Source organism: Aeromonas sp. 601027 (assembly GCF_049174455.1).
Classification (GTDB): Bacteria; Pseudomonadota; Gammaproteobacteria; order Enterobacterales; family Aeromonadaceae; genus Aeromonas; species Aeromonas veronii_A.
Genome location: NZ_JAAKTN010000003.1, coordinates 50,606 through 77,350, shown reverse-complemented (window position 1 = coordinate 77,350; position 26,745 = coordinate 50,606). Strand labels below are relative to the sequence as shown.

Annotated in this window: 20 protein-coding genes; 2 read left to right on the top strand and 18 right to left on the bottom strand. The window is 60.4% G+C overall.

Annotated features, from left to right (window positions below; genetic code table 11):
* Window positions 1-54: 54 nt before the first annotated feature.
* From G5193_RS05605 to G5193_RS05565, 9 genes are all read right to left on the bottom strand, one after another.
* Window positions 55-3,183 (bottom strand): efflux RND transporter permease subunit, encoded by a 3,129-nt coding sequence (locus G5193_RS05605; protein WP_421205307.1) that lies wholly within the window; start codon window positions 3,181-3,183, stop codon window positions 55-57.
* Window positions 3,180-4,688, bottom strand: coding sequence for an efflux RND transporter periplasmic adaptor subunit (locus G5193_RS05600; protein WP_421205305.1), 1,509 nt, complete (start codon window positions 4,686-4,688; stop codon window positions 3,180-3,182). Before G5193_RS05600 ends, G5193_RS05605 begins: the two co-directional genes overlap by 4 nt.
* A 296-nt stretch (window positions 4,689-4,984) precedes the next feature.
* Complete coding sequence (locus G5193_RS05595; RefSeq protein WP_227342331.1) at window positions 4,985-5,485, bottom strand: hypothetical protein; 501 nt, start codon at window positions 5,483-5,485, stop codon at window positions 4,985-4,987.
* 63 nt (window positions 5,486-5,548) lie between these two features.
* Entirely contained in the window at window positions 5,549-6,295 is a 747-nt protein-coding gene (locus G5193_RS05590) for a substrate-binding periplasmic protein (protein ID WP_421205303.1), read from the bottom strand.
* A 116-nt stretch (window positions 6,296-6,411) separates the two neighbouring features.
* Window positions 6,412-9,522 carry an efflux RND transporter permease subunit gene (locus G5193_RS05585; protein WP_100645526.1) on the bottom strand — a complete coding sequence of 1,037 codons (3,111 nt, stop codon included), beginning with the start codon at window positions 9,520-9,522 and terminating at the stop codon, window positions 6,412-6,414.
* 9 nt (window positions 9,523-9,531) lie between these two features.
* A complete protein-coding gene (locus G5193_RS05580; RefSeq protein ID WP_421205504.1) occupies window positions 9,532-10,689 on the bottom strand; it encodes an efflux RND transporter periplasmic adaptor subunit in 1,158 nt (385 codons plus the stop codon).
* Window positions 10,690-11,064: 375 nt separating this feature from the next.
* A complete protein-coding gene (gene xthA, locus G5193_RS05575; RefSeq protein WP_005353222.1) occupies window positions 11,065-11,871 on the bottom strand; it encodes an exodeoxyribonuclease III in 807 nt (268 codons plus the stop codon).
* A gap of 115 nt (window positions 11,872-11,986) precedes the next feature.
* Window positions 11,987-12,949 carry an ion channel gene (locus G5193_RS05570; protein WP_005353221.1) on the bottom strand — a complete coding sequence of 321 codons (963 nt, stop codon included), beginning with the start codon at window positions 12,947-12,949 and terminating at the stop codon, window positions 11,987-11,989.
* Window positions 12,950-13,015: 66 nt separating this feature from the next.
* Entirely contained in the window at window positions 13,016-14,662 is a 1,647-nt protein-coding gene (locus G5193_RS05565; protein WP_421205300.1) for a tetratricopeptide repeat protein, read from the bottom strand.
* A gap of 295 nt (window positions 14,663-14,957) precedes the next feature.
* Between G5193_RS05565 and G5193_RS05560 the strand changes: the two genes are divergently transcribed.
* A complete protein-coding gene (locus tag G5193_RS05560; protein ID WP_103250619.1) occupies window positions 14,958-15,383 on the top strand; it encodes an Hsp20/alpha crystallin family protein in 426 nt (141 codons plus the stop codon).
* A gap of 61 nt (window positions 15,384-15,444) precedes the next feature.
* Here G5193_RS05560 and G5193_RS05555 read toward each other — a convergent pair whose 3' ends face one another.
* The gene (locus G5193_RS05555) at window positions 15,445-16,500 is read right to left on the bottom strand and encodes an FAD:protein FMN transferase (RefSeq protein ID WP_421205298.1); all 1,056 of its coding nucleotides are present in this window, start codon (window positions 16,498-16,500) and stop codon (window positions 15,445-15,447) included.
* Window positions 16,501-16,835: 335 nt separating this feature from the next.
* On the opposite strand from G5193_RS05555, the gene azu reads away from it, so the two are divergent.
* Window positions 16,836-17,276, top strand: coding sequence for an azurin (azu, locus tag G5193_RS05550; protein ID WP_005337768.1), 441 nt, complete (start codon window positions 16,836-16,838; stop codon window positions 17,274-17,276).
* Window positions 17,277-17,391: 115 nt separating this feature from the next.
* Here the strand turns inward: azu and G5193_RS05545 are convergent, their stop codons facing one another.
* From G5193_RS05545 to G5193_RS05510, 8 genes are all read right to left on the bottom strand, one after another.
* A complete protein-coding gene (locus G5193_RS05545; protein WP_042057881.1) occupies window positions 17,392-17,949 on the bottom strand; it encodes a HutD family protein in 558 nt (185 codons plus the stop codon).
* Between the two features lie 85 nt (window positions 17,950-18,034).
* Window positions 18,035-18,694: a YceH family protein gene (locus tag G5193_RS05540; protein ID WP_216953234.1), complete on the bottom strand. Its 660-nt coding sequence runs from the start codon at window positions 18,692-18,694 to the stop codon at window positions 18,035-18,037.
* A gap of 138 nt (window positions 18,695-18,832) precedes the next feature.
* A complete protein-coding gene (locus G5193_RS05535; RefSeq protein WP_216953235.1) occupies window positions 18,833-20,971 on the bottom strand; it encodes a sensor domain-containing diguanylate cyclase in 2,139 nt (712 codons plus the stop codon).
* Window positions 20,968-22,080 carry a sugar ABC transporter substrate-binding protein gene (locus G5193_RS05530; RefSeq protein WP_421205295.1) on the bottom strand — a complete coding sequence of 371 codons (1,113 nt, stop codon included), beginning with the start codon at window positions 22,078-22,080 and terminating at the stop codon, window positions 20,968-20,970. Before G5193_RS05530 ends, G5193_RS05535 begins: the two co-directional genes overlap by 4 nt.
* Before the next feature lie 243 nt (window positions 22,081-22,323).
* Window positions 22,324-22,539 carry a YdcH family protein gene (locus tag G5193_RS05525; RefSeq protein WP_005337763.1) on the bottom strand — a complete coding sequence of 72 codons (216 nt, stop codon included), beginning with the start codon at window positions 22,537-22,539 and terminating at the stop codon, window positions 22,324-22,326.
* 285 nt (window positions 22,540-22,824) lie between these two features.
* Window positions 22,825-23,415, bottom strand: a complete 591-nt coding sequence (locus G5193_RS05520; RefSeq protein WP_421205293.1) for a hypothetical protein — start codon at window positions 23,413-23,415, stop codon at window positions 22,825-22,827.
* Window positions 23,412-24,773 (bottom strand): MATE family efflux transporter, encoded by a 1,362-nt coding sequence (locus tag G5193_RS05515; protein ID WP_421205291.1) that lies wholly within the window; start codon window positions 24,771-24,773, stop codon window positions 23,412-23,414. The genes G5193_RS05520 and G5193_RS05515 overlap by 4 nt, the downstream gene beginning before the upstream one ends.
* A 121-nt stretch (window positions 24,774-24,894) precedes the next feature.
* Complete coding sequence (locus G5193_RS05510; protein ID WP_421205289.1) at window positions 24,895-26,718, bottom strand: SulP family inorganic anion transporter; 1,824 nt, start codon at window positions 26,716-26,718, stop codon at window positions 24,895-24,897.
* Window positions 26,719-26,745 lie beyond the last annotated feature (27 nt).

The following is a 26,745-nucleotide window of genomic DNA, read 5'->3' as shown; positions in this document are numbered from 1 at the left end:
TTTCCTCGTCGTTGATTCAGATTCTTGGTTGTCAAAAAGGGCGCAGCCACCGGGTTAGCCGGCGGGTTGGTGCTCGGTCGCGCCCAGGTGCCGGCTGCGCCACAGGTAGTAGGCGGCGGGCAGCACCAAGAGGGTCAGCACCAGCGCGCTCACCATGCCGCCGATCATGGGGGCGGCGATGCGCTGCATCACCTCGGATCCGGTGCCGTGGCTCCACATGATGGGCAAGAGGCCAGCGATGATGGTGACCACCGTCATCATCTTGGGGCGTAGGCGCAGGGCGGCGCCGTGGATCACCGCCCGGTGCAGACCCGCCTTGTCCGGCTTGCCACTGGCCACCAGGTCATCCCAGGCATGGTTGAGGTAGACCAGCATCAAGACGCCGGTCTCTACCGCCACCCCCGCCAGAGCGATAAAGCCCACCCCGACCGCCACCGAGAGGTTGAAGTCGAGCAGCCAGAGGGTCCAGATCCCCCCCACCACCGCCAGCGGCAAGGTGGTGAGAATGAGCAGCACCTCCTGAACGCGGCGAAACGCCAGATAGAGCAGCAGCACGATAATGGCGACCGTCAGCGGCACCACGTAGGCGAGGCGCGCCTTGGCCCGTTCCATGTACTCGTATTGGCCAGACCAGGTGAGGGCGTAGCCCGCCGGCAGCACCAGCTGCTTGCCCACCTCGGCTTTGGCCTCATCGACGAAGGAGCCGATATCGCGGCCGCGAATATCGACGTAGACCCAGCCGTTGAGCCGCGCGTTTTCACTGCGCAGCATGGGGGCTTCATCGCTGATGTAGACCCGGGCTACATCCGCCAGCGCGATGCGAGCGCCACTTGGAGTGACCACCGGCAGCAGCTCCAAGCTGGCTACAGAATCGCGATAGCTCTGGGGGTAGCGCAGGTTGATGGGATAGCGTTCGCGCCCCTCGATGGTTTGGCCAACCTCCATGCCGCCCACTGCGGTGGCGAGCACCGCCTGTACATCGGCGATGTTGAGGCCATAGCGGGCCGCTTTGAGCCGGTCGATATCCACCTTGACGTAGCGGCCACCCGCCACCCGCTCGGCGTAGACCGATGAGGCGCCCTCCACCTTGCCAACGATCTGTTCGAGCTGTTGGCCGAGTTGCTGGATCACCTTGAGATCCGGCCCCGCTATCTTGATGCCGACCGGGGTCTTGATACCGGTGGCAAGCATGTCGATGCGGGTCTTGATGGGGGGCACCCAGGCGTTGGTGAGGCCGGGGAAGCGGATGAGGGAGTCGAGCTCCTCTTTCAGCTTCTCCGGGGTCATGCCGGGGCGCCACTGATCCCGGGGCTTGAGCTGGATGCTGGTCTCCATCATCACCAGATCGGCAGGGTCGGTGGCGGTTTCGGCGCGCCCCGCCTTGCCGAACACGTTCTGCACCTCGGGTACGGTACGAATGAGCTTGTCGGTCTGCTGCAAAATCTCCCGCGCCTTGCCCACCGAGATATTGGCTGCGGTGGTGGGCATATACATGATGTCCCCCTCATCGAGCGGCGGAATGAACTCGGAGCCCAGGTACTTGAGCGGCCAGAAGCCCGCCACCGTCACCACGGCGGCGATGGCCAGGGTGGTTTTCGGGCGGGCCAAGACGGCTTTGAGCAGCGGCACATAGCCTTGGCTCAGCCAGCGGTTCAGCGGATTGGCCTGCTCCGCCAGTACCTTGCCACGGATGAAGTAACCCATGATCACCGGCACCAGCGTGATGGCGAGCGCGGCAGCCGCCGCCATGGCATAGGTCTTGGTGTAGGCGAGGGGATGGAACATCCTCCCCTCCTGCGCCTCCAGCGCAAATACCGGCAGGAAGCTGATGGTGATGATGAGCAGGGAGAAGAAGATGGCGGGCCCCACCTCGATGCTCGCCTCGGTGATGATGCGCCAGCGGTTCTTGTCGGTGAGCGCCTCCCGCTCCATGTGTTTGTGGACGTTCTCGATCATCACGATGGCGCCATCCACCATGGCGCCGATGGCGATGGCGATGCCCCCCAGCGACATGATGTTGGCGTTGATCCCCTGCAGATGCATCACGATAAAGGCCACCAGAATGGCGATGGGCAGGGTGATGACCACCACCAGTGACGAGCGCAGGTGGAACAGGAAGGCCAGACAGACCAGCACCACTACCGCGAACTCCTCCACCAGCTTGCCGGAGAGGTTATCGATGGCGCGCTGGATAAGGTCGGAGCGATCGTAGACGGTGACCACCTCCACCCCCTCCGGCAGGCTGCTCTTCAGCTGAGCGAGCCGCGCCTTGACCCCGTCGATGGTGTGCTGGGCATTCTCGCCATAGCGCATGACGATAATGCCGCCCACCACTTCCCCTTCGCCATTGAGCTCGGCCAGGCCGCGCCGGCTCTGGGGCCCGGTGACCACATCCGCCACGTCGCCCAGCAGCAGCGGGGCGCCGCGCACATTGGTGCCGAGCGGGATCTGCTTCAGATCCTCGACGCTCTTGAGATAGCCGTTGGAGCGCACCATGTACTCCGCTTCTGCCATCTCGATGACGGAAGCGCCGGTCTCCTGGTTGCCCTGCTTGATGGCGGTCTCGATTAGGGAGAGCGGGATGCCGTAGGCGCGCAGCTTGTCCGGGTCGACCCGCACCTGATACTGGCGCACCATGCCACCCACGGTGGCGACCTCTGAGACCCCTTCCACCGTCTGCAGCTCGTACTTGAGGAACCAGTTTTGCAGAGAGGTGAGCTGGCTGAGGTCGTGCTTGCCGGTTCTGTCCACCAACGCGTACTGGTAGACCCAGCCCACCCCGGTGGCATCGGGGCCGAGCTGGGGGCGGGCGGAGGCGGGCAGGTTGGGCGCAACCTGGCTCAAATACTCCAGCACCCGGGCGCGAGCCCAGTAGAGGTCGGTGTTGTCGTCAAACAGCACATAGACGAAGGAGTCGCCGAAGAAGGAGTAGCCGCGCACCGTGGTGGCCCCCGGCACCGCCAGCATGGCGGTGGTGAGCGGGTAGGTCACCTGATCCTCCACCACCTGGGGCGCCTGGCCTGGATAGGAGGTCTTGATGATCACCTGCACGTCGGAGAGATCCGGCAGGGCGTCCACCGGGGTTTGCTTGACCGACCAGAGCCCCCAGGCGGTGAGCATGAGGGTCAATAGCAGCACCAGAAAGCGGTTGCCCACCGACCAGCGAATAATCGAGGGGATCATGGCTTGGCTCCCATATTGTGCTGGCTATGGCCCATCCCTTCCATTTCATCTTTTGCCTGCTCCAGAGCGTGGCCGCTGGTCGGGGCCTTCTCCTGATGGATGGTGGTGATGCGGTACTCATCCCCCTCCTGCATCACTTGCAGATGCAGGGTCTGCCCCTCGGCCAGCTTGCTGATGTCGACTCCTTCGGCGACGGTGAACTCCATTTCCATGGCGGGCCACTGCCACTCGGGGATGGGCTGGTGGGAGACCATCAGGGTACGGTTGGCCAGATCGATGCTTTCAACCTCACCCTGGGTCCACACCTGGGCGGGGCGTACCGCCGTCATGCGCTGGAAGTCCGAATCGATGGCCGACTCGGAGTCGAGCAGGAATTGGGCCGAGCTGACGATGTTATCCCCAGCCTCTACCCCTGCCTTGATGGCCACCTTGTCGCCAAACTGGGGGCCCAGGGTGACAGCGACCGATTTGAAGCTGCCATCCCCCAGCGCCAGCACCAGCCGGTCCTGGCTGCCGGTGCGGATCACCGCTTCGCTCGGCACTACCAATTGCGGCTCTCCCTTGCCCGCCTGAATCGTCACCTTGGCGAACATATTGGGTTTCAGGAACTCGTCCGGGTTGGCAAAGCGCAGCCGTACCTTGAGGGTGCGGGTGGTGGCATCCAGAGTCGGGTAGAGGTAATCGACCCGGCCCTGCCAGTGGCGGCCGGGTGCATAGTCGAGGGTCATGGTGACCGGATCGCCCACCTTCAGCTGGGCGGCCTGACGTTCGAACACCTCGGCGCTGACCCACACCTGTTTGAGGGTGCTGATGTTAAAGAGCGCCGCAGCGGGCTCAACATACTGGCCCTCGCGCACCTTGAGCTCGGAGACATAACCGCTGCTGGGGGCGTAAATGCTGATGGTTTCGCGCACCTGGCGGGTGCGCTTGAGGGCCGCAATCTGATCCGCCGGTACCTGCAGGGATTTGAGCTTGCCCTCGGCGGCGCGCAGCAGCAGCGGGTTGGCTGTGTTGAGGGCGAGCAGGTACTCGTGCTGGGCATTGACCAGATCCGGAGCGTAGAGCTCGTAAATCAGGCTCCCCTTGCTCACCTGCTGCCCCTCGCTCTTGATGGCGAGGGTGCGGATCCAGCCTGCCATGCGGGCGTTGACTGCCTCCAGCCTGTCCTCGTCATAACCGACATAGCCCACCGTCTCGATCTGCTGGTGAATAGGCAGCTTCTCCACTTTGGCCAGCCGCACCCCCAGGTTCTGCTGGATCTCGGGGCTGATGGTGACGGTGCCCGGTGAGCCGCCCTGTTTTTCCTCATAGACGGGGATAAAGTCCATCCCCATGTTGTCCTTGGCGGGACCATCACGCTTGTCGCGGGGATCCATGGGGTTGACCCAGTAAAGGGGCGTCTTCTCTTTGGCGCTGGCGCCATCGGAGGTCTGTTTGGCGGCCCAGTAGCCGCCACCAGCGCCAAGGGCAAGTAGCAGGGCCGACATCAGGACGGTCTTGTTCATGACTGGCCTCCGGCGCGGGTCTGCATGCAGAAAGTGCAGGAGGGTAATGCGTCCGCAAAGGCAGCAACCTTGGACGGTGAAAAGTGGGCTGGTGACATAATACGTCTTCTCTTTTGCAGGCCGCCGGTCGGGTGAGGTGCAAGGCATCACCAAAGGGGCTGGCGGCAAACGGGGCGCAACTGTATCAGTGCGCACGGCTCCCTGTGAGCGGACCGGTTTGGCCGGGGCGCAGGGTCAGGCAAGGCGGCAGGAGACGGGCAAGCCGAGGCTTGCCGCTGCCGCAAGAGAAGATCTTTCTAGTGTCGCAGCACCGATAACATCAGGTGTCGGCGCGGCCAGGAGGGGGGATGGGTACCGCGTGATCGCAGGAAGGGATCCCGCAACCAGTTATCAAGCAGTGCAGTTGCGAAGTTACTGCCAAGTAGCAGGGGGAAGATCAGCAGGGCGACCAATACACCCAGCAGAGCTATCGCGCCGAAGGAGAGGGCATTGACGCCGGTCTGCATCTGGCACTCATCGCCCATGGCCGACCCCTCGTCTCCCTGATGGCAGGAGAGGGCCATGGTATCGCTCGGGTGAGACATTGCGGGCATCGCATGAGAGCTCTCGCCATCCGCCATCGCCATGGATGAATCCAACATCACCATTGGCAGGGGGCTGCTTTGGGTCGTCTCGGAGGAGAGGGGAGAAGCATGCCAGCTGATGCAGAGGGTCAGATTGCACACGAGCAGCAGCGCCAGCAATAGCCGGGCTAGCAGGGCAGAGGGCAATCTTGTCGCAAGCTGGGTGAGTGACAATCCGGTCATCCTTCAGGATCTGGTATCCAGACTCTAAACCTTGCTTCTGGGAGAAGGTCAAGGCTAGGGCTGGCGCTGTTGTTGCAGATAGATGTCGCTGTATTTCTCCAGCAGCTGATCTATCCACTGCCTCATGCCCGGCGCTTGCAGCATGGGTTCCAGCTGTTCGAGGGTGCCAAGATGGGGAGATTGTAGTGAAACAGAAATATAGAGCTCACCGCGCTGCAGTGGCCACTGCAGATCAGTCATTCCGCTGCTCGGGTAATTTTCGCTCAAAAACAGGCGGCCGGAAGAGCGGCCATAGGGAACGAAGTCGACCCGGTTACTGGCCAGCAGGCCAAATACCTGCTTGAGGGAGTTGACCCTGTAGATGCGGGTATTTGCTTGCAAAAAATCATCCATTTCGCTGCCAAGGCTGACGCCTATCATCATGGCTCCCCGCAGTCCGGTCAGATCCTCCCGTCGCTGCAGCAAGCGGCTGCCGGGTTGGCGCACGAACACCGCCATGTCATTGATGGCCATGGGCGTTCGGGTAAAGCGGGAGTAGTGTGCTCTCTCTTCGTTGCGCAGCGCACAGATATTGATGTCGACCTCTCCTTTCGCCACTTTCTGCTGACAGCGGGCCCAGGGGCCCACATAGGAGAGATCCACATTGAAACCCAACCGTTGATAGAGGGTACTGACTACTTCGGCACAAACGCCGATGATCTTGCCATCGCTCAGCCAGTTCCAGGGGGGATAATCGTGATGACCACAGGCGGAGAGGGTAGTGGTCGTCAAGGTCGTCGCGAGCCAGAGCTGAGCCAGCATATCCGGATCCTGTGCAAAAAAGTCTCGATGTGTGTCATTGAAGCACACCGCAGACAAAAAAATACCCCCGCACGGGCGGGGGTAGTTTGTTATCGGTGGAACGCCCGTGGAGAGCGTTACGGCTTGGCGCGCTTTTCCGACCCTTTCATGATGAGGCGGAAGAAGAGCGGGATAAAGAAGATGGCGATAAAGGTGGCCGCCAGCATGCCGCCGATCACCGGCCAGCCGAGAGCGTGACGGCTTGCGGCACCAGCGCCGCTGGAGGTGACCAGCGGCACACAGCCGAGGATGAAGGCCAGCGAGGTCATCACGATGGGGCGAAAACGCAGGCGCGCCGCCTCCAGTGCCGACTCGATAAGACTCATCCCCTCCTCGTGCTTCATCACCGCGAACTCCACGATCAGGATGGCGTTCTTGGCGGCAAGGCCCACCAGGGTCACCAGCCCGATCTGGAAGTAGACGTTGTTGGTGAGTCCTACCAGCCAGGTGGCCAGCAGGGCGCCGAACAGGGCGAACGGTACGGCTGTGATCACCGCAAACGGCAGGCTCCAGCGTTCGTACTGGGCTGCCAGGATGAGGAAGATCATCACAATACCGAAGCCGAACGCCATGCCTGCGCTACCGGCAGAGGCCTTCTCCTGATAGGCGGAACCGGTCCACTCCAGCTTGGCATCGTTGCCAAGGGTGCTGTTGGCCACCTCTTCCAGTGCGGCGATCGCCTGACCCGAACTGTAGCCGGGTGCCGGCTGTGCCATGATCTTGGCTGCCTGGAAGATGTTGAAACGCTCTACCAGCTCGGGGCCAGTGGCATCACGGACCGTCACTAGGCTGCTGAGCGGGATCATCTCGCCGGTGTTGGAGCGCACGTAGACGTTGCGGATATCGCTCTTCTTGGCGCGGTAGTCCGCTTCGGACTGCAACTGTACCCGGTAGGTTCGGCCAAACTGGTTGAAGTCGTTGACATAGACCTGACCGAAGGTGGCCTGCATGGTGTCGAACACCGCATTGATCGGCAGCCCCAGCGCCTTGGCTTTCTCGCGATCCAGGTCGAGATAGACCTGCGGCACATTGGCACGGAATGTGGATGTGACACTGGCAAACTCGGGGCGCTCCTTGGCGGCGGCGAGGAAGCGCTGTACTTCGCCCGAAAACTCCTGGGCACTGCCGGAACCCCGGTTTTGCAGGTAGCCTTCCAGTCCGCCGGTGGTGGACATCCCCTGGATGGGGGGCGGGTTGAAGGAGGCAACAAAGCCGTCAGCCAGCCCCATCAGGCTCATCCCCTGCAGAGTTTTGGCCAGATCGAAGGAGTCCTGGCCTGTCCCCTTGCGCTCGCTCCAGTCCTTCAGGGTAATGAAGGTGAGACCGCTGTTGCTGATGATGGCGTTGGAGAGGATGTCGAAGCCCGAGAAGGTGATCACATCCTTCACATTGGGATTGGCCATGGCGAGCTTGTCGAACTGATCCGCCACTGCCTGTGTCCGGCTCATGGCGGCGGCATCCGGCAGCATGACGGCGGAGATGAGGTAGCCCTGATCTTCGTTCGGTACCAGCTCGCCCGGCACTTTCAGGAAGAGACCGTAGATGGAGAGCAACAGTACGGCGATGATGGCAAAAGCGACCCCCACCCGACGGTTCAGGAAGGCCACACCCCGTACATAGCCGCGGGTCAGCTGGTCAAATTTATCGTTGAACCAGACGAAGAAACGGGCCGGTTTGTGATGTCCCTCTTTCAGCAACACGGCGCACAAGGCCGGAGAGAGAGTCAGAGCCACCAGACCGGAGATGGCCACCGAGACCGCGACCGTGATGGCGAACTGCTTGTACATCACCCCTGTCATGCCACCCATAAAGGCGACCGGCAGGAACACGGCGCAAAGCACCAGCACGATGGCGACCACCGGACCTGAGACCTCCTGCATGGCGAGGATGGCAGCCTCTTTGGGCGAACATTTCTTCTCGCTCATGATCCGCTCGACGTTCTCGAGCACCACGATGGCGTCATCCACCACGATACCGATGGCGAGCACCATGCCGAACAGGGTCAGCAGGTTGATGGAGAAACCGAGCACCAGCATGCCGGCGAAGGTCCCGATGAGCGACACTGGCACCGCGATACAGGGGATCAGGGTGGCGCGGAAGTTCTGCAGGAACAGGTAGACTACCACGAACACCAGCACGATCGCCTCGAACAGGGTGTGTACCACCTCTTCGATGGAGATCTTCACAAACTCTGTGGTGTCGTAGGGGATCTGGTACTCGATATCCTGCGGAAAGCGCTCCTTGAGCCGCTCCATGGTGGTGTGCACCGCATCGGCGACTGCTACGGCGTTGGCACCGGGCTGCAGATAGGTAGCGATACCGATGGCCGGTTTGCCGTTGGCGCGGGCCACCAGATCATAATCCTTGCCCCCCAGCTCGACCCGGGCGACATCGCGGACCCGGATCTTGGAGCCATCGGGCATGGAGCGAACTATGATGTTCTGGAACTCTTTCACATCTTCAAGGCGACCCTTGGTCTGCACCGTGTAGGTGAAGTCGATGGGGGTCGAGGTGGGCTGAGCGCCGATCTTGCCTGCCGCAAACTGGGTGTTCTGCTCGCGGATGGCGCTAATCACATCACTCGGGGTGAGTTCGAGCTGGGCCAGTCGATCCGGCCGCAACCAGATGCGCATCGCATAGTCGGTACCGCCAAACAGAGTGGTATCACCGATGCCGGGAATCCGCTTGAGCTCGTCGATGATGTTGAGCAGGGCATAGTTTGACAGATAGGTGGTATCAAACGAGCCGTTCGGCGACTGGAGGGTGACCACCTGCAGGATGGAGGTCGATTTCTTCTTGACCGTTACCCCCTGCTTTTTCACCTCTTCCGGCAGCTGGGCCATGGCGGCCGATACCCGGTTGTTGACGTTGATGGTGGCCTGATCCGGATCTGTGCCGATCTCGAAGTAGACGTTGAGGTTCATCTGGCCGTTGGAGGCCGAACCCGATTGCATATAGATCATCCGCTCGACGCCGTTGATCTGCTGCTCGAGCGGTGCGGCGACAGTCTGGGAGATCACCTCCGGAGTGGCCCCCGGATAGAAAGCGGTCACCGAGACCACCGGCGGGGTGATCTGGGGGTACTGCTCGATGGGAAGCGAGCGCATTGCCGCCAATCCGCCCAGCACGATAATGATGGAAATCACGCTGGCGAAGATGGGACGCTCGATAAAAAACCTGGAAAACATACGAGCTCCTTACTTGGCCGCTGAGTGGCTGACCATCTTGGCGGTGATGGCTTTCATCTCGTCGGCAGAGACAGGTTTCACCACGCTGCCGGGGCGAGCCTTCATCAAGCCTTCGACGATGTAACGGTCACCGGCATTGAGGCCGCTGTCGATCAGCACCCCCTCGGAGACCACCGGGCCCAGTTTGACCGGACGGGGGATCACCTTGTTCTCGGCATCGACCACCATCACCATGCGGTCAGCCTGGGACTGGACGATAGCGCGGGGCGGCACCACGATGGCATTCTTGCGGGTGCCCAGATCGATGGTCATACGGACAAACTGGCCGGGCAGCAGCACGCCGTCCTTGTTATCGAAGATGGCGCGGGCACGGATGGTGCCGGTCTGGGGATCGACCCGGTTGTCGGAGAAGTTGAGCTTGCCCGCTTGTGGGTAGACAGAACCATCGGCCAGGCGGATATGGGTGCGCCAGTTGGTGGCGTCCTTGGCTTCAATGGTCCCTCTCTTGACCGAGTTCTCGAAATCGAGGCGATCCTGCTCCGAGTAGGAGAAGTTGACGTAGAGCGGATCAAACTGGGTGATGGTAGTGAGCAGGCCGTTGTCGCCACTGGTGGAGATAAGGCTCCCCTCGGACTGGGAGCTCTTGCTCGCCATGCCGTTGATGGGGGCAGTGACCTTGGTATAGCTGAGGTTGAGCTCGGCCTCCTTCACCTTGGCCTGAGCGGCCTGATGGCTGGCGATGGCCGCTTCATAGTTGGCGATGGTGTCGTCATAGTCCTTGCGGCTTACCACCTGGCGCTTGAAGAGGGGAATGATGCGATCCCGATCGGCGCGTGCCTTGTTGAGTCTGGCCTGCTCCTGGGCCAGGGTGCCTTTGGCCTGCTCCAGCGCCACCTTGTAGGGCTCGGGGTCGATCAGGAACAGTTGCTGGCCGGCGGTAACCGGTTGGCCTTCCACATAAGTGCGCTTGAGCAGGATGCCACTGACCCGGGAGCGCACATCGATCTCGCGAAAGCCGGCAGTTTCGCCAACCATCTCGGTGGTGAGCGGCACATCGGTCAGGGTCGCCTCGTTGACTACCACGGGCACGGCCGGCATGGTTTGCGCCGTCTGGTTTGTTTCCCCGCCACAGCCGGCCAGTGCACCGGCCAGCGTCAGAGCGAGCATCCCCTGTTTGAATAATCCTGCTCTGGTGTTTGGCTCCATCATCATTTCACTCCTGTTGGCCCGATTGCGGCCATCATGCACACCTTTTTTTTCGGCTGACGTGATTAACTTCATGATTACAAATTAACTCATTGGATTATTGAAGTTTTTCAATCATAGAGCATGAACATTGAACCCAAGCTGCTTGATCGAAAAAGTTCTCTCTGTTCTTCACAACAGAAGCCGTTCTGCTGCTGAAAAATGGAGTAAAGAGTATCATATGAGAACGAGATTGCCGACCGGATAGTGCTTACGATGACAATAGCCAGGAGGAAAAAAAGGGGGGGGAGTATTGTGGCGGGCGAGAGGAGCCCTCGCCCGCACTCAATCAATCAATCAGGCGAAGCAGGCCCAGATGGGAGCGTGGTCGGAGGGTTTCTCGATGCCGCGCAGCTCATAGTCGATACCTGTCTCGGTCACGCTGTCCTTGAGGGCGTCGGAGGCCATGATGAGGTCGATGCGCAGGCCGCGGTTCTCGTCAAAGCCCTTGGAGCGGTAGTCAAACCAGGAGAAACGCTCGCACTCGGTGGGATTGGCGGCGCGGAAGGTGTCGGTGAGGCCAAACCCTTTCAGTCGCTCCATCCATTCGCGCTCGATGGGCAGGAAGGAGCACTTGCCATCCCGCAGCCAGCGTTTGCGGTTCGCCTCGCCGATGCCGATGTCGAGATCGGTGGGGGAGATATTCATATCCCCGATCAGCACCAGCTGGTCGTCCGGGGTGTGGTTGGTCTCGAGGTAGTGCTGCAGATCCTCGTAGAACTTCTGCTTGGCCGGGAACTTGGTCTCGTGATCCTGGCTTTCACCCTGCGGGAAGTAGCCGTTCATCACCTTGATGAGAGAGCCATCTTCGCGTTCGAAGGTAGCCATGATCATCCGGCGCTGGGCCTCTTCGTCGTCGGTGGGGAAGCCTTTCTCCACCTTGACCGGCTTCTGTTTACTCATGATGGCGACCCCGTAGTGGGCCTTCTGGCCGTGAAACTCCACGTGATAGCCCATGGCCTCCACATCGGCCAGCGGGAAAGCCTCGTCGTGTACCTTGATCTCCTGCAGGCCGATCACATCGGGTTGGTGCTTGTCGATGATGGCTTGCAGCTGGTGCAAACGGGCGCGCAGGCCGTTGATATTGAAAGAGATGATCTTCATGTCCGGGATGCTCATGTCATTTTTATAAGTGGCTATTGGACTAGGAATCGGCGGTGGATGCAAGTTTGGCCGCGGGCCTGCATCAGTGGCAGGCACCGCGGGGTGGGCAGAGGTGTCAGCGGGTCATCTTTTTGACGAATACCACCACAAACAGCGCCAGCGTAAAGCTGCCGGTAAAGGCTTCAAAGGCGGCGAAGATCCTGGAGAGGCCGACCGGAGTGAAGTCACCGTACCCCAACGTGGTGAAGGTGACCACGCTGTAGTAGAGGCATTCGAGCAGGAAGATGGCATTTTGCTCGAGCGGGGCACCGGGTTGGTAGATGAGGTGCTCGCCCTGAAAATGCAGTCCGCAGAAGAAGTAAAAAATGCTGCAGATAAAGATGAGCAGCAGAGAGAAGAGCACCACCCTCATCGGGGCCTCGCCATAGCCGCAGAAGAGATCGACCACCCAGGAGGTAAAACGCTGGGTCGACCAGAACGGCAGTTGCAGGCGGCGCATGGTGAGCTCCTGCTGGATATAGTTGCCGGACATGGTGAAGATCCCCTGCGCCTCGGAGGCTTTGCGCAGATCCCGGTAGGTCTCTTCCGCCTCCTTGAACCAGATGCGCGCCTGTTTGGGATCCCGTTCGCGGCGCCCCTTGCGATCCTGCATCACCCGTTTGCCGGTCTGCATGTTGTCGAGCCGGGTGTTGTGCCAGCGGATGCCGAGCAGGTTGACGTCATCGAGGGTGGCGCACTGGAGGTTGGCATCACTGAGATCGGCTTTCATCAGGCTGCCGCCCTTCATGCGCAGGCCGTAGAGGTGACCACCGCGCAGGTTGGCGCGATAGAGGTTGCACTGCTCCAGCAAAAATCCCTGATCGGACTCCTTGTTGACCAGATTGAGGCCCGCCAGATTGGCCCGTGACAGCTGCAGGCCGTGGCAGAGTCCGCCAGCGCGAACGTACTGTTCAAGCGCCTCGGCGGTGTGGGCTTCCTGATGGGTATGGTGGGGATCATGCCAGTGGCAGAGATCGTGCTCGCCAGCCTCTTCACTGCAGTGGCGGCCATCGGCCACCAGATAACGACACATCGCCATCTTCGTTTCCCTCGCATTGCCGAACTGGTTTCAGCATAGGCGGGGAAAAGGGGGCGCGGCGGGGTCTTAGCTGAACTGGTTGAACTCCTGGCGCAGCTTGCGAAAACGCTCCTGCTGGGCCGGGTTGAGGGGGATGCCGTCGAGCACGTCCAGGGTATCTTTGCACTCGGCACCAAATTCCGGACTCTTGCGGTTTTTCTGCATCAGTTGCAGCAGCACCTGGATCTTGTTGAGGGCGGCACCGGTATTGGCGGGAGCACGGCGCAAGGCCTCGCGAAAATGGCCGAGGGCCTGCTCCAGCTCGCCGCTCTGATAGGCCTTGATCCCCAGATCGTTGAGCTGCTGGTAGCGCTGACGTCGCTCCAGCACCGTCTTGTCATCCCGGGTTGCCTGAATGCAGGTGGTGAGCAGCCGATCTTCGTCCTCCGCCAGCAGCCCTTGCAGGCTTTCGGCATATTCAAACTCGCCGAGCTGGTAGAGGGCAAGGATGGTCTCGCCAAGCAGGGCGGGGGGCATGGTGGCCGGTTCATCAAGCCAGTTCTGATTGGCGCGATAGAGCATCTTCTTGCCCTTGAGCAGCTCGCCCAGCGCAATCTGCACCCGGGCCTGACAGATCTGCTCGAACACCGGGTAGTTGAACTCCGACATCATCAGCGAATCGCGGATGCGCGACAGGGCAGAATTGACCTGCTTTTGCAGGTTGGCGATGTGGTAGCTGTCGTTGCTGTTGAGGGCGTAGAGGGTCAGGGTCTGGATATAGGCCCCCAGATAGTGGGGGGTGCGGTGAATGGAGTTGCGGGACAGGTCGATCAGCGACAGCAACACATCCTTGGCCTGGGCATAGTCGTGGCGCAGCAGGCACACCTCCGCCAGTCGGCGGGAGAGTTGCACCGACTGGGGGGAGATATCCACCGCCCGCCTGAGCTCTTGCTGTGCCAGTTCATCGTTGCCGAGGGCGAGTTGGGATTCCGCCAGCCAGAGGTGAGCCTCCACCATCAGCGGGGTATTTTTGAGGGTCGCCTGCAGATGGCTGACCGCCTCTTCATGGAGCCCCAGAGTGTTGCACGCCTTGCCCAGCGTCAGGCGGGCCCAGCTGTTCTCTTGGCCGGCCAGCAGCTGGCGCATCAGGGCGCGAGCCTCCTGTGCTTCACCCAACTTGAGGTGGGTATCGGCCTGCAGGCAGCGGCAGTAGTTGGCAAAACGGGGCACCGCATCGGCTCGCTCGGCACAGGCGGTAATGAGAGCCTGGAAGTTGTTGTCGGCCAGGGCGGTGAATACCGGTGCCAGGGCATGACGCCGGGCGAGGGCGCGTCTGAGGCGAAACGAGAACTGCTCCTGGGAGAAGGGCTTCATCAGGTACTCGTCTGGCTCGGCCTCCAGCGCACTCAGCACCATGGCGCGGGAGCTGTCGCTGCTCACCATGATCACCACGCTCTGGGGCGGGATCAGGCTCTGGTCGCGCAGACTCTCCAGCAACTGGCGGCCATTTTCGCCGACCCCCAGATCGTAATCAATGAGATAGATGTCGAAGCTGCCCTTCTGGCAGCGACGCCGTGCATCCTCGGCGGTATTGGAGTAGGTGATGTTGCTGATACCCAGATTGATCAGCATCGCCTTCATCATCACCTGAAACGAGCGCTGCTCATTGACCATCAGAATGCGTTGTGGCTTGGCAGGGCTCTTCTTTTCTGACGCGTTTTCCGGTGTCTGCATTGTTCTGGGTCGAGGCGCTACGGGTTGATGGGAGAAAGTGTGCCACCAAAGCGTGTCAAGTGGCAATCAATGTGCTTTTGTCACGCAACTTTCAGTTTCCATGTCACGCTCTGCGCCTAGTGGCCAGGGCGATGTGGTTGATCCATATCAAATAAAGCTCAGATGGGGTGGCAGCACGCGGCACACTTTTTAGACTGATAGAGGGGGCAACGACAAGCCCCGGTCACATATAGGCCCCATCAGGCAGGTATCAGGGCCTGCCTCTGTTAGTCCATGAATCACGGAGGGATCAGAGATGAGTTTGCTACCAAGCCGTACCAGTCTGTTCGATGACCTGTTTCGCGATATGGCGTCCGGCTTCTATATTCGCCCCTTGCACGGGGACCCCTTGCCGAGCCAGATCAGGCTGGATTTGAAGGAGAGTGATGGCAACTATGTGCTGCAAGCCGAGTTGCCGGGGGTTGCCAAAGAGGACATCCATGTGGATATCCATGGTAAACAGGTGACGCTGAAAGCGGAGATCCGCCAGTTTGACAGCCAGAACAAGGATGAGCGAACACTGCGCAGTGAACGCTATTTTGGCAGTGTTTCACGCACTCTGGAGTTGCCGGTCGAGGTGGCGCTGGACAAGGTCAGCGCCAGGTTCGAGAACGGTATCCTCACGTTGCAACTGCCCAAGCAGGTGGAAACGCCAGCCCCTCACCGGGTGACCATCGAATAGCCCGTGACAAGTTCATCATCAACCGTAATGAGAAGGCCCCGTTATCGGGGCCTTCTGTTTATCAGTGCTTTTCTGTCGGTTGCTTCGCCAGATAGTGGGCGAATTGGGGCGTGTACTTGGCCTTGAACCCCTGTTCGGTCTTGATGATGAGATAGACCGCCAGCTTGTGCTGTTTGGCAAATGCCATACCCGCTTCGGGCCCCATCACCATCAGCGCGGTATCGAGGGCGTCAGCCTCAAGCGCGGTCGGGGTGATCACGCTGGCGGAGACCAGCTTGTGGGTGACCGGCTGGCCGGTGGCAGGATCGATGATATGGGAGTAACGCTGGCCATCCAGCTCGTAGTAGTTGCGATAGCTGCCTGCGGTGCTGAGCGCCATACCGTTGGGGATGACGATATCGGAAAACGCTCCCGGCTGATCGGAAGGTTCGACGATGGCCACTCTCCACGGTGAACCCTTGCTGTTGTGGCCCTTGCTGCGCACTGCACCGGCCACTTCGATCAGGTAGTTGTGTACCCCCTTGCTCTCGAGCAGGGCAGCGATTTCATCCGATGCCGCCCCTTCGCCCAGAGTGGATAGGTCGAGATAGAGAGCCGGGATCGTTTTTTCGAGCAGGAAGTGATCCCCTTGCGGGGTCAGGGTCAGCTTGTCGATGCCCACCTTGTGGCGGGCGGCGGCGATGGCCGCCTCATCGGGTCGCTTGACCGGCCGTTTGTCCGGGCCAAAGCCCCATAGATTGACCAGAGGCCCCACGGTCACATCCAGCTTGCCGTTGGTCAGTTTACCGGCATCCATCCCCTGCTGGACTATGATGGCCATGGCGGGCGGGATGGCGAACGGGGTATTGGCGGGCCCCTGATTGAAACGGGAGATGAGCGAGCCCGGATCGTAGGTGGAGATCTCCTTGTTCATCCGGGCCAGCAGGCTCTCAACATCGCTTTTGAGGGCGGGCTCCCCACCGGGGTAGCTATCGCTCAGGGTCACCACATAGTAGGTGCCCATGGTCTTGCCCTGAATACGGGTCTGGGCAGGCGGGGTGGGCTGGCAGCCGGCCAGCGCCAGCAGCAGGGTCAGCAGCAGGCCGCGCAGGGCCGCCACGGGGGTTATCGCAATCATCCGGCGCTCTCATCTGGAGAAGGTTCATATCGGGGCGCTAGCTTAGCCAAGGGGCGCCCGCCGGGCGAGCCCTGATGGGGGCAATCGGAGGGAAAAGGGCAGAAAAAATTAAACATTTTTGAACCTGTGGCTGGAGCGGGTCGTATCGTCCATCCGTGAGGGAGAGAGTGGCGAGTAGATCACCGTCTGGTGACCTGGCCCGCAGCTTTGGCCAAAAGCCATAGCCGATTGAAGACAATTGAGTAAAATGAAGGTCGATTTAGACGGCATCTTTGCGAAGCGTTAACCGCATCCGCCAAGTCGTTGCCATCCATTGCCAATCAAAGGAGAAGATGATGAAAAAGGCGATTACCCTGCTGTTTCTGAGTACCCTGGCTGCCCCCGTGCTGGCGGATGAGTGTGCACTGGTCATCGAAGGCAATGATGCCATGCAGTACAACCTCAAAGAGATGAGCGTGCCGGCCACCTGCAAGGAGGTGACGGTCACCCTGAACCACACCGGCAAGCTGCCTGTGACCGCCATGGGACACAACTGGGTGCTGGCCAGCACCGCCGACTATCAGACCGTGGCGACTGCCGGGATGAGCGCCGGGGCCGAGAACGGCTATCTGCCCAAGGATGATCCCCGTGTGCTGGCTCACACCAAGCTGATCGGCGGCGGCGAGAGCAGCAGCGTCACCTTCAAGACCGACGGTCTGGCGGGCAAGGATCTCACCTTCTTCTGCTCCTTCCCCGGCCACTTCGCCATGATGAAGGGCTCCTTCAAGGTCAACTAAGGTGCTGGCCGGCATCGAGCCGGTTGCCTCAATAGCAAAAGCCGGGATTTCCCGGCTTTTTCATCTCTGCTGTTTGTGTGTGGCGTGGCATGACTGCACACCGCCGACTTTTGCGCTATTTGGCCTGCAGGGTAAAGAAGGCGATGGCGGTCTTCTTTTGGCATTCGAAGTGAATGCTCTCTTCCCCGGTCACCACCAGCGTCTCGTTGATGGCCACCTCTTTGCCCTGCACGGCCAGCTGGCCGCTCAGCAGGTGACAGAGGTAGGTCTTCTCTGGCTCGAGGGTCAGGGTCAGCGGGAAGGGGAGGTTCAGCACCCGCACGTTGGCGCTGATGCGATCCGGATGGTAGATAAGCCCTAGGTCGGTCACCTCTTTTTTCAGCAACTCGCAGTGGGTCTCCTCATCGCCGCTAAAGTGCGCTGCCTCGAAGGTGGCGTAGGGGTGACCGTTGAGCACAAAGCCAGCCCCGCTCACCGGCAGCAAAATGCGCTGATAGCCGGGAAAGGGGGAGAAGGGACCCGCGCTCTTGATGGGGGCCGAGCTCAGTCGATAGTCAAAGTCGAGTTTGGCAAGGCTGCTCCCCTTGGGGGAGATGAGGATCTGGCTGGTGGTGCCCTGCTGGTTTTTCCAGGGCATCTTCTGGTGGTCAGACTCTTTAATCAGGGTGATCACGGGCACTTCCTCACGATAAAAAAACGCAGGGAGCCGGGGACATCAGCCCCGGCTCCCTGATAGAGATTGGCGATGGTAAAGGCGATCAGCCCTGACCATCCAGTGCTGCCAGCCGCGCTTCCATGGCGGCGAGACGGCTCTTGAGCTCGTTTACCTCCTGCTCCAGCTCGCTCAGACGGTCGGCGGCAGGGGAGGCATAGGCAGCCGCAGGGGCGGCATCCATCATCGTCTGAATATCCACCTCACCGCTGAACAGGTGGGCGTAGCGGGATTCGCGCTTGCCCGGCTCGCGCGGCAGCTTGACCACGTAGGGGCCACGCTCGATGAGCTGGGTCAGCACCGCATCTACCTCGGTGACATCATCGAAGCTGCAGAGGCGGTTGGTGCGCGAGCGCAGCTCCCCTGGGGTTTGCGGGCCGCGCAGCAGCAGTTCGCAGACGATGCCAAGCTCCTGGGCACTGAATTTCAGCTCGCCAAATTCGGTGTTGCAGAATCTGTGCTGGTAGCGGGGCACCCGGGCGTTGAAGCCTGCAGTGTTGACCACCAGCCGCTTGCGGATCAGCTCGTCCACCACGGCGCGGATATCGAGCTCGGAGAGATCCAGCACCGGCTCGCGGTTGCTCTTCTGGTTGCAGGCGTTGACCAGTGCATTAAGGGAGAGGGGATATTGATCCGGGGTGCAGATCTCTTTTTCAATCAGACAGCCGATGACGCGGGCTTCCAGTGGGCCAAGTACTAACTCCATTTCCTACTCCCTTCCAAATCGAGACATCAAGAGCCCCTATCTTAGTCATGGTCCGCGCCGCGTCTAGCGTTGCGCGCCATTTTTGCGAGCTGATCAGGGCGTTGGCGAAAGGCTCGCCAACGCCAGAGGTCTCCGCTTTTAGCGCTGCCCCTGATAGAAGCGCGCCTTGTCGGCATACATGGCGTCATCCGCCACCCGGCTCAGCTCCGCCAGCGGGGTCTGGTCGCTGCTGCTCCAGCCGATGGCAAAACGCAGCGGGAAGCTATGCTCCCCATGTTGCACGATGGCGTGCTGCTGGCTTGCCTCCAACCTGCCTGCCAGCTGCTGGCAGGCGAGGTGATCCGCCTCTGCCAGCAGCACGAATTCGTCTCCTCCCATTCTGAATATGCTCTCATTCTGTCGGCACAGCGTGCGCAGTAGTCGTGCCATCTGGATCAGCAGGGCGTCGCCCGCCTCGTGCCCATACTGGTCGTTGGTGCGCTTGAGGCCGTTGAGGTCGAGCATGAAGAGGGCGAGGTGACGCTCCGGATGGCGCGCCAGCACAGCCTGATAGTGATGGAACATCTCTTCGAACGCCTGGCGGTTGGGCAGGCCGGTGAGGTTGTCGGTGCGGGCGACCCGTGCCAGTTCATCGGTAAAGAGTCGCCCCTCGATGCCCACTGCCAGTTGCTTGGCAAACAGCCGCAAGATAGCCCTGTCCTCCGACTCCAGCCCTTCGGCGCTCACCATCAGATAGCCAAACAGCACGCCACTCTGGCTGCCGGGCAGGGTCATGATCTTCCAGAGTGCGTTATCCCACTGGCATTCGGAGTGTTTGACCTCCTCATCCATCAGTTGGGTCAGCTTCTCCTGCAGGGCATCCCGCAAGGGAGCATCGACCCCCTGGGTCAGGGAGTAGTGGGGCTGGCCATCGCGGCGGATCACCAGCCCCCAGCGGTGACCGGGATAGAGCTGGGAGAGCTGCAACAGGGCGGAGCTAGCCAGCTCGGCGATATCCACATCCAGCTGCTGGTGCAGACCGAACTGCAGCCAGGATTGCAGCACATGGCGGCTGCGCTCCTCCCGGCTCAGGGCCGAACGCAGGGCGGTCGTTTGGGATGCCACCTCTTGCTCCAGCTCGTCATTGAAGCCGAGCAGCCGCTGGTTGAAGGCCTCTTTCTCGCTGTTGGCCTGCTGCAGTTGTTCGTTCTGTTGATAGAGTGCCCGCACCTGGGCCGAGATGGTGTAGGCCATCTCCTGCAGCAGTTGGCGTACCTCGTCGTACTCCACAAAGCGCAGCGGTGCCTGCCGTTGCTGGTAGTTGCCCTTGCCATAGCTGCGCACCAGCGCGGCCAGCGAGCGCAGCGGTCGGGTGAGCCAGCGGGTAAGCCAGACACAGCCGATGGCCACCAGCAGCAACATGACGGCGATGCTGATGGTGAGCAGCTGCTGGGATTTGTTCAGCTCGCTAACCCTGTCATCGCTGTAGCTGTAGAGGGTGATGGTGGGGGTAATCATCTCTGCAAGTTGTGGCCAGCCGATAGTCAAGAGCTGCGCCATCTGGCTGGGGACCCGGTCATCCATGTCTCTGGTGTTGTCATGTGAGCCCTCGTAGAGAGGGGTATCTCCTTGTGAAATGACCAGATACTCGCTCCCCTTGAGATAGGGTTCCAGCAGCTGGGCCATCTGTCGCCAGGGGAGGATAGCCATCACGAAGCCGGAAGGGGTCTGCATCACGCCAGCACGCTGGTGATTGCGATAGATGGGGGCCACCAGCGCCAGTCCGCCGCTGCGGTCCTGCTCCATATCGCCGATCAGCAGGGGATCATCCACAGGCATCAGCAGATGTTTACCCTGTTTGGCTTCCCGCGTCTTGCTCCAGGCCATCAGCTGTGGCATCAGGTTGCTCGATTCAAGGTGGGAGGCCCGGCCGTTGATGTACTCCACTACCCGACCCTGATCATCGATCAGGTAGGCCGAGGTCAGTAAACTGTTGGACTTGATGAAGGTAGCCAGCGCCAGCCGGGCATGACTGGAGAAGAGAAAATTCTCGAGTGCCTGATTGAGCACCCGGTCGTTGCTGAGTTGCTGAAGTTGGGTGCCGATCAGCTCGCTGCGAAAGCGTGCCTCACGGGTCATGCTGGTGAGGGCCCGTTCCAGCTGGGATTGTTCGCTCTGGGCAATGATCTGGTGCTGACGAGCCAGCAATATGCCGCTCACCAGCAGCGCAGGCAGCAGGGCAACGGTGAACAGGATGACGATGAGCGTGGGGCCGAGACGAAAGGTACGGTGGCTCATTTTGACTTGACCTGCCGGTATTGCTGATCAGCCAGTTGCTGCATGTAACGGGCCGCATCAGCAGCACTGCTTCCCTCCTTGAAACGCTCGAACCCCTTGTCCATCGCCTGCCAGGCAATGGACATGGCACTGTCGGAAGGCATGGGAGTACTGAGGGTAAACTGTTCCAGCAGCACCTTTTCGTGCGGGGCGGGGCGTTGGTTGATGGCGGCAAAAGCCCGCTGATTGATTGGCAACAGCGCTCCCTGCCGATAGATCAATTGCTGATTATCGTCCCGCTGGATGAAGGCTATCAGGGCTTTGATGACGGCCTGCCGCTCTTCATCTGCCATTGCCCAACGAGAAACACTGAGAACGTAGGCTCCGCTCATGGAGTGCATCGGGCGCTCTTCCCAGTGAGGCAGCAGGGCCACCCCAAGCCGTTCACCCATGTTTTTCACCAGGTCATTGAAAGCCCAGTCCCCATTGACCAGATAGGCACTCTTGCCCTCGTTGAAACGGGCCAGGGCGGTGTCATAGTCGCACTCGGGATCGACCCACTGTTCGCTGGCGACGGTGCGGTAGGCCTCCAGTGCCTGCACCATGGCCGGGTTGTCGAGGGTTATGCGCCCTTCGGTCACCGGCGAGCCACCAAAGGTAAGCAGAAACGCCGCAAAGTAGTACATGTCGTGATAGGGCCAGCTGACGGGGGAGACCCCTTGTGCAAGCAAGGGGGGAGTAATGGCGTTCAGCTCTTGCCAGCGGGTGATTGGGGTTGAGACCAGTGTCTTGTTGTAAAACAGCATCAGATGGTTGCCCTGCATCATGGGCATGCCCCAGCGCTGCCGGTCGAGGGTGACATAACGCAGGGCGCTGGCCATCAGCGCGGGGGAAAACCACTCGGCCGGGATGGGGGCGAGGGTCATCTGGCGATAGAGGCCGATAAAATCGGAGGGGATCAGCATCAGGTCGGGCAGCCCCCTTGCCTGAGCCGCCAGCAGGATATCTGCCTTGATCTTGCCCGGCTCGATCTGGGTGACGTGAACCTTGTGATTGCCTTCCTGATTGAAGCGGGTGACCACGTCGTCGATCACATACCCGGCCTGCTGGGAGTGCCACAACTCCAGCACTGGCTCCTGGGCCCGCAGTGGCTGAATGCCAGAGAAGATGCAAAGCAGCAAAAGATGATAAAAAACGCGATCTATGGTCATGTTACCATCACATCTGTACCTTGGATCAGAAATGAAAAATGTAACAAACAACCGCTCCTGTCGGTAGTGTGGTGGATCAACTAATTGAGTTAAGAGACAAAAAGCCCGGCGCTTGGGCCGGGCTGAGGGATAAATTGCTTATCCGGATTATCTTCGAGGCATCTATTGTGGATGTTGCTTGAGGATGTCGTATATCTCCTCTTTCAGTTTGAGTTTCTGTTTTTTCAGATCCCTCACCTCGGCGCTATAGTCGCTGGCGTGATGTTTTTCCAGCTTTCTAATCTCCGCATCCAGGTCGTTGTGCAAGTCAAACTTCTTCTGGAAATGGACATCACTGCTCTTCAGTTTCGAGATAAGTTCTCTGTACTCTGGGAACATGTAATGGAGCCTCCTTGGTTTCGTTTGATTGTGCCTTAGAGACCAAACTACCCCTTACCCCCCCAGATAAATGTGATCCGGATCCAATTCGGCAACAATGGTTTGCTGCATAAAGAGTATGTTTTTTAACTTCTTGAATCAAAAGCAGATCAGACATTCATTAGTCAGAGGGAGAGGGAAAAACTGGAATCCTGATCACAGTTGTGACGGCGGGATGATGGCCGTTAGCCGGTAAACGGCAGCAAAAAAGGGGCATAGAGCCCCTTCATGTAACCGGTATGGCGTTTACTCTTTTTTCTTTTTCTTCTCGGGCAGCGGCTTGCCGTCGCGGTGGATCACCTTGCCCGCCTCAAAGCCAATCTGGGCGGCCAGCTCCTCCAGATCCGCCGACTTGGCCTGATCCCCGATGGCGTAGCGATAGTTGGCGATGGAGAGTTTGTCAGCCACCGGCGTGCCCGGGACGATAGGCTCGCGCCAACCCTGGCCGATGTGAGCCACCAGGGTGCCATTCATCAGCAGCTCGCCGACGATTTCCTGGGTCGGATTGCCCTTGCCGTAGGTGAGACCCTGTGCGTGCTTCTTGCCGACCAGTGGCTCGTTGCTGGCTGGGATCAGCTTGGTGCGGATCAGCCACTTGGGCTTTTTGGTGTTGCCCACCGCCTTGCCGGTCTGGTACTCGTTGATCTTGATGGTCTTGATCATCTGGGCCATGAAATCCTTGGTCAGCGCCTTCTGGGCATCGCTGCTCTCATCGATAACGATGGGGGCCACATACCAGGTCTGGGTGGCTTGAGTCTTGGGTGCAGCAGGGGCAGTTTGCGCTATGGCCAGGGGGCTGAGCAGGATGGCAGCCAGCAAGAGTCCTATCTTCTTCATTGTGATTCCGCTTTTGTTTCAACAAGAATTTTGTTTTGCCAGCGACGACTGCGCCAGCGCCAGAACATGGCCAGACCGCGCACCCACTCGTCGCAGGCCAGCGCCAGCCAGATACCGACCAGTCCATAACCCTGCATGATACCGAGGAAATAGGAGAGTGGCACGGCAATTCCCCACATGGAGAGCAACGCCATGTAGAGGGGGAAACGGGCATCCCCGGTGGCCCGCAGGGCGTTGATCACCACCAGATTGAAGGTGCGGCCGGGCTCGAGGATAAGGCTGATAAGAAACAGTTGCGCCACCTGGGTAATGATGTCGGCATCATCGGTAAAGAGGCTGATGATGGTGCGGCCGTTGAGGGCCGCCGCCACGGCGATGACGCAGGTGACCGCCAGCCCGAGCTTGAGGCTTTTGAGCAACTGCTGATAGGCGCGATCGAACTGTCTGGCCCCCGCCAGATGGCCGATGATGATCTCGTTGCCAAGGCCGATAGAGAGGCCAAACAGCAGGATAAACAGGCAGATCTGGAAGAAGTAGGACTGGGTTGCCAGCGCCTTGTCACCCAGCAGTCCGACAAAGGCTGTCACCACCATAAACTGCAGCATCCAGGAGAGATTCTCCCCTGCCGCCGGCAGGCCGATATGGAGCACCTTGCCGAGCATCTCGCGGCTGGGGTGGACGATATCGCGCACCACCAGTCGAATGCCGGTCTTGCGTGATACCAGCCACACCAGCAGCACCACGCCGACCAGTCGGCCCGCGACCGTGCTGATGGCGACACCGGCGACACCAAGCTGGGGCAGGCCGAACCAGCCGTAGAGCAGCAGCAGGTTGCCGACAAAGGTGATGAGGTTGACAATGAGGGTCACATACATCGCCTGACGGGTATGGCCGTGGGCGCGCAGGGTGGCTGCCAGACAGAGGGCTGCCGCTTCCGGTAACAGGCAGAGACCGATGATCTGCAAGTAAAGCGTCCCGTCGCTCATCAGATTGGCTGGCAGGTTCATCAGCGCCAGCATGGTGCTGGCGCCTGCCATCACGCCTATGGCGGCCACCAGACCGATCAGCAGGTTGAAGCCGATAGCGGTGTGGATCACCACCCGACTCTTCTCCCGATCGCCTGCCCCCAGATACTGGGTGATCACCACGCTGGTGCCGATGCTGACGAAGCTGAACAATGTGATGGCGAGATCGAACACCTGATTGCCGACCGCCAGTGCGGCCACTCCCTGATAGGAGACGTGACCCACCATGAAGGTGTTGAGGGCACCGGTCAGAAAGTGCAGGGCGAGATCGATAAAGAGCGGCCAGGTCAGCGCAAAGAGGGTGCCCGGGCCTGCTTGGGATTGAGATTGCATGGCATGTCCAACAGCTGGGAGGGGACGGGGGAGTGCCCTCTGGGGGCGCATTTAACACCAAGGCAAAGGCCGGTGCAATCCTTGTGCAGGATTGCACCGGCCAGGGGATTGTGCCAAGGGATCAGGCAGGCGTGGCACCCGCCTCCTGTTCGCTTGGCAGGGTGAGGCGTGCCGAGTCAGGCAGGGCATCATCTTGCGGCCAGTTGGAGCGGAGGGCATCTGTGGTGCTCTCCACTACCTCGTCATCCCGGAACACCGGCTCGCGGTAGCAACGGGTCATGCGCAGCGCCTGATACATGTCGGGGCAGAGGATGATCCCCTCATCGCCCACCCGGACGCCCGCCTGTTTGAGCCAGTGGGTCATCTGGCCGTGGCGACCCGCCATCACCATATGGATGCCGCGCCGCTTCAGATCCTTGTGCAGCTCCCCCACCATGCTCATCACGCTGATGTCCTGATGGGTGAAACAGGCGACCGCATCGATCACCAGGCACTTGGGGGTTCGGGGATCCTGCACCAGCAGGGCCATTACCCGCCGTTTGAAGTAGGGGGCATTGAAGTAGGTGAGCGGCGAATTGAAGCGATAGACCAGAATACCCGGGATCGCCTTGGCCTGTTCGTTGTCCCCCAGGGTGCGAACTACCCCTTCATCATCCATGCCAAGCAGCTGATCGGTGGGGCGCATCACATTGCGCAGGAACTGGAACAAGCCGAGCAAAACCGCGAGGGTGATCCCTGGGATCACCCCCATGGTGAGCACGCTGATAAAGGTGACCAGCGCCAGCCAGAAAGCGGAACGATCGGAGTGGCGGAGGGCCCAGAGGCCACGAAAGTCGGTGAGCGAGAGTGAGGCCATTACCAGCACCACCCCGAGGGCGGCGGTCGGGATGTATTGCAGCGGTGCCGTCAGATAGAAGGTGATGATGGCAATCACTGCTGCGGCGATGATGGAGACCAACTGGCTCTTGCCGCCGTTGGCGTCGTTGACCGCGGTGCGCGAATCCGCGCCGCTGATGGCGAAACCCTGGGAGACTGCGGAGGCGAGGTTGGCCATACCGAGGGCGCGAAATTCCTTGTCCGCGTCGATCTCATAACCGTTTTTGGCGGCAAAGCTGCGGGCGGTCAGCATCATGGAGACGAAGCTCACCATGGCGAGGTTAAGGGCGGGCAGCACCAGCTCCCGCATCAGACCCGGTGGGAACTCCGGCATCTGGAACGCGGGCAGGCCGGAGCCCACGGCCCCCAGGGTGGCGATTTCAAACTGGCCGAGATTGAACCCCCACACCAGCGCAGCGGTCACCACCATGGCCACCATGGAGGAGGGCCATGCTGGTTTGTAGCGCTTGGCCAGCAGCAAGGTGAGCAGGGCTACCAGACTCATGGCCAGGGTCGGCAGATGGGTTTGGGTAATATAGGTAGCCCCGCTGGCGATCCGCTCGATGAGGTAACGTTCGCTGAAAGTGAAGCCGAAGATCTTGGAGAGCTGGCCCACCATGATGGTGATGGCCACACCATTGAGCAGCCCCATCAGGATGGGGCGGGAGAGAAAGTCCGCCAGCACCCCCAGCTTGAAGCGGCTGGCAATCAGGCACCAGAAGCCGGTCATGGCGGTCATGGTCATCACCAGTTGCCAGTGACGGGTTGGGTCGCCTGCGGCCAGCGGCGTCACCACGGCGGCGATGACCGCACAGGTGGCGGCATCGGGGCCGACAATCAGCTGGCGGGAGGTACCAAACAGGGCGTAGACCAGCATGGGCAGGATGCAGGAGTAGAGACCGACGATGGCACCTACCCCGGCAAGCTCGGCATAGGCGATGGCGACGGGCAGCGCCACTGCCGCCACCGAGAGTCCGGCGCGAAGATCTGGCATCAACCAGGCGCGCTGGTAATGCAGCAGGGCGGCGAGGCCCGGTAGCCAGCGTTCGAGAGAGAAGAAGTCGCGCATTATTTAACCCATTGAGTTACAACCAGC

Bases quoted from the DNA above. Each gene is read 5' to 3' on its own strand.
- G5193_RS05605 (WP_421205307.1), bottom strand. From the start codon at position 3,183: ATGATCCCCTCGATTATTCGCTGGTCGGTGGGCAACCGCTTTCTGGTG.
- G5193_RS05600 (WP_421205305.1), bottom strand. From the start codon at position 4,688: ATGAACAAGACCGTCCTGATGTCGGCCCTGCTACTTGCCCTTGGCGCT.
- G5193_RS05590 (WP_421205303.1), bottom strand. From the start codon at position 6,295: ATGCTGGCTCAGCTCTGGCTCGCGACGACCTTGACGACCACTACCCTC.
- G5193_RS05585 (WP_100645526.1), bottom strand. From the start codon at position 9,522: ATGTTTTCCAGGTTTTTTATCGAGCGTCCCATCTTCGCCAGCGTGATT.
- G5193_RS05580 (WP_421205504.1), bottom strand. From the start codon at position 10,689: ATGCTCGCTCTGACGCTGGCCGGTGCACTGGCCGGCTGTGGCGGGGAA.
- xthA (WP_005353222.1), bottom strand. From the start codon at position 11,871: ATGAAGATCATCTCTTTCAATATCAACGGCCTGCGCGCCCGTTTGCAC.
- G5193_RS05570 (WP_005353221.1), bottom strand. From the start codon at position 12,949: ATGGCGATGTGTCGTTATCTGGTGGCCGATGGCCGCCACTGCAGTGAA.
- G5193_RS05565 (WP_421205300.1), bottom strand. From the start codon at position 14,662: ATGCAGACACCGGAAAACGCGTCAGAAAAGAAGAGCCCTGCCAAGCCA.
- G5193_RS05560 (WP_103250619.1), top strand. From the start codon at position 14,958: ATGAGTTTGCTACCAAGCCGTACCAGTCTGTTCGATGACCTGTTTCGC.
- G5193_RS05555 (WP_421205298.1), bottom strand. From the start codon at position 16,500: ATGATTGCGATAACCCCCGTGGCGGCCCTGCGCGGCCTGCTGCTGACC.
- azu (WP_005337768.1), top strand. From the start codon at position 16,836: ATGAAAAAGGCGATTACCCTGCTGTTTCTGAGTACCCTGGCTGCCCCC.
- G5193_RS05540 (WP_216953234.1), bottom strand. From the start codon at position 18,694: ATGGAGTTAGTACTTGGCCCACTGGAAGCCCGCGTCATCGGCTGTCTG.
- G5193_RS05535 (WP_216953235.1), bottom strand. From the start codon at position 20,971: ATGAGCCACCGTACCTTTCGTCTCGGCCCCACGCTCATCGTCATCCTG.
- G5193_RS05525 (WP_005337763.1), bottom strand. From the start codon at position 22,539: ATGTTCCCAGAGTACAGAGAACTTATCTCGAAACTGAAGAGCAGTGAT.
- G5193_RS05520 (WP_421205293.1), bottom strand. From the start codon at position 23,415: ATGAAGAAGATAGGACTCTTGCTGGCTGCCATCCTGCTCAGCCCCCTG.
- G5193_RS05515 (WP_421205291.1), bottom strand. From the start codon at position 24,773: ATGCAATCTCAATCCCAAGCAGGCCCGGGCACCCTCTTTGCGCTGACC.
- G5193_RS05510 (WP_421205289.1), bottom strand. From the start codon at position 26,718: ATGCGCGACTTCTTCTCTCTCGAACGCTGGCTACCGGGCCTCGCCGCC.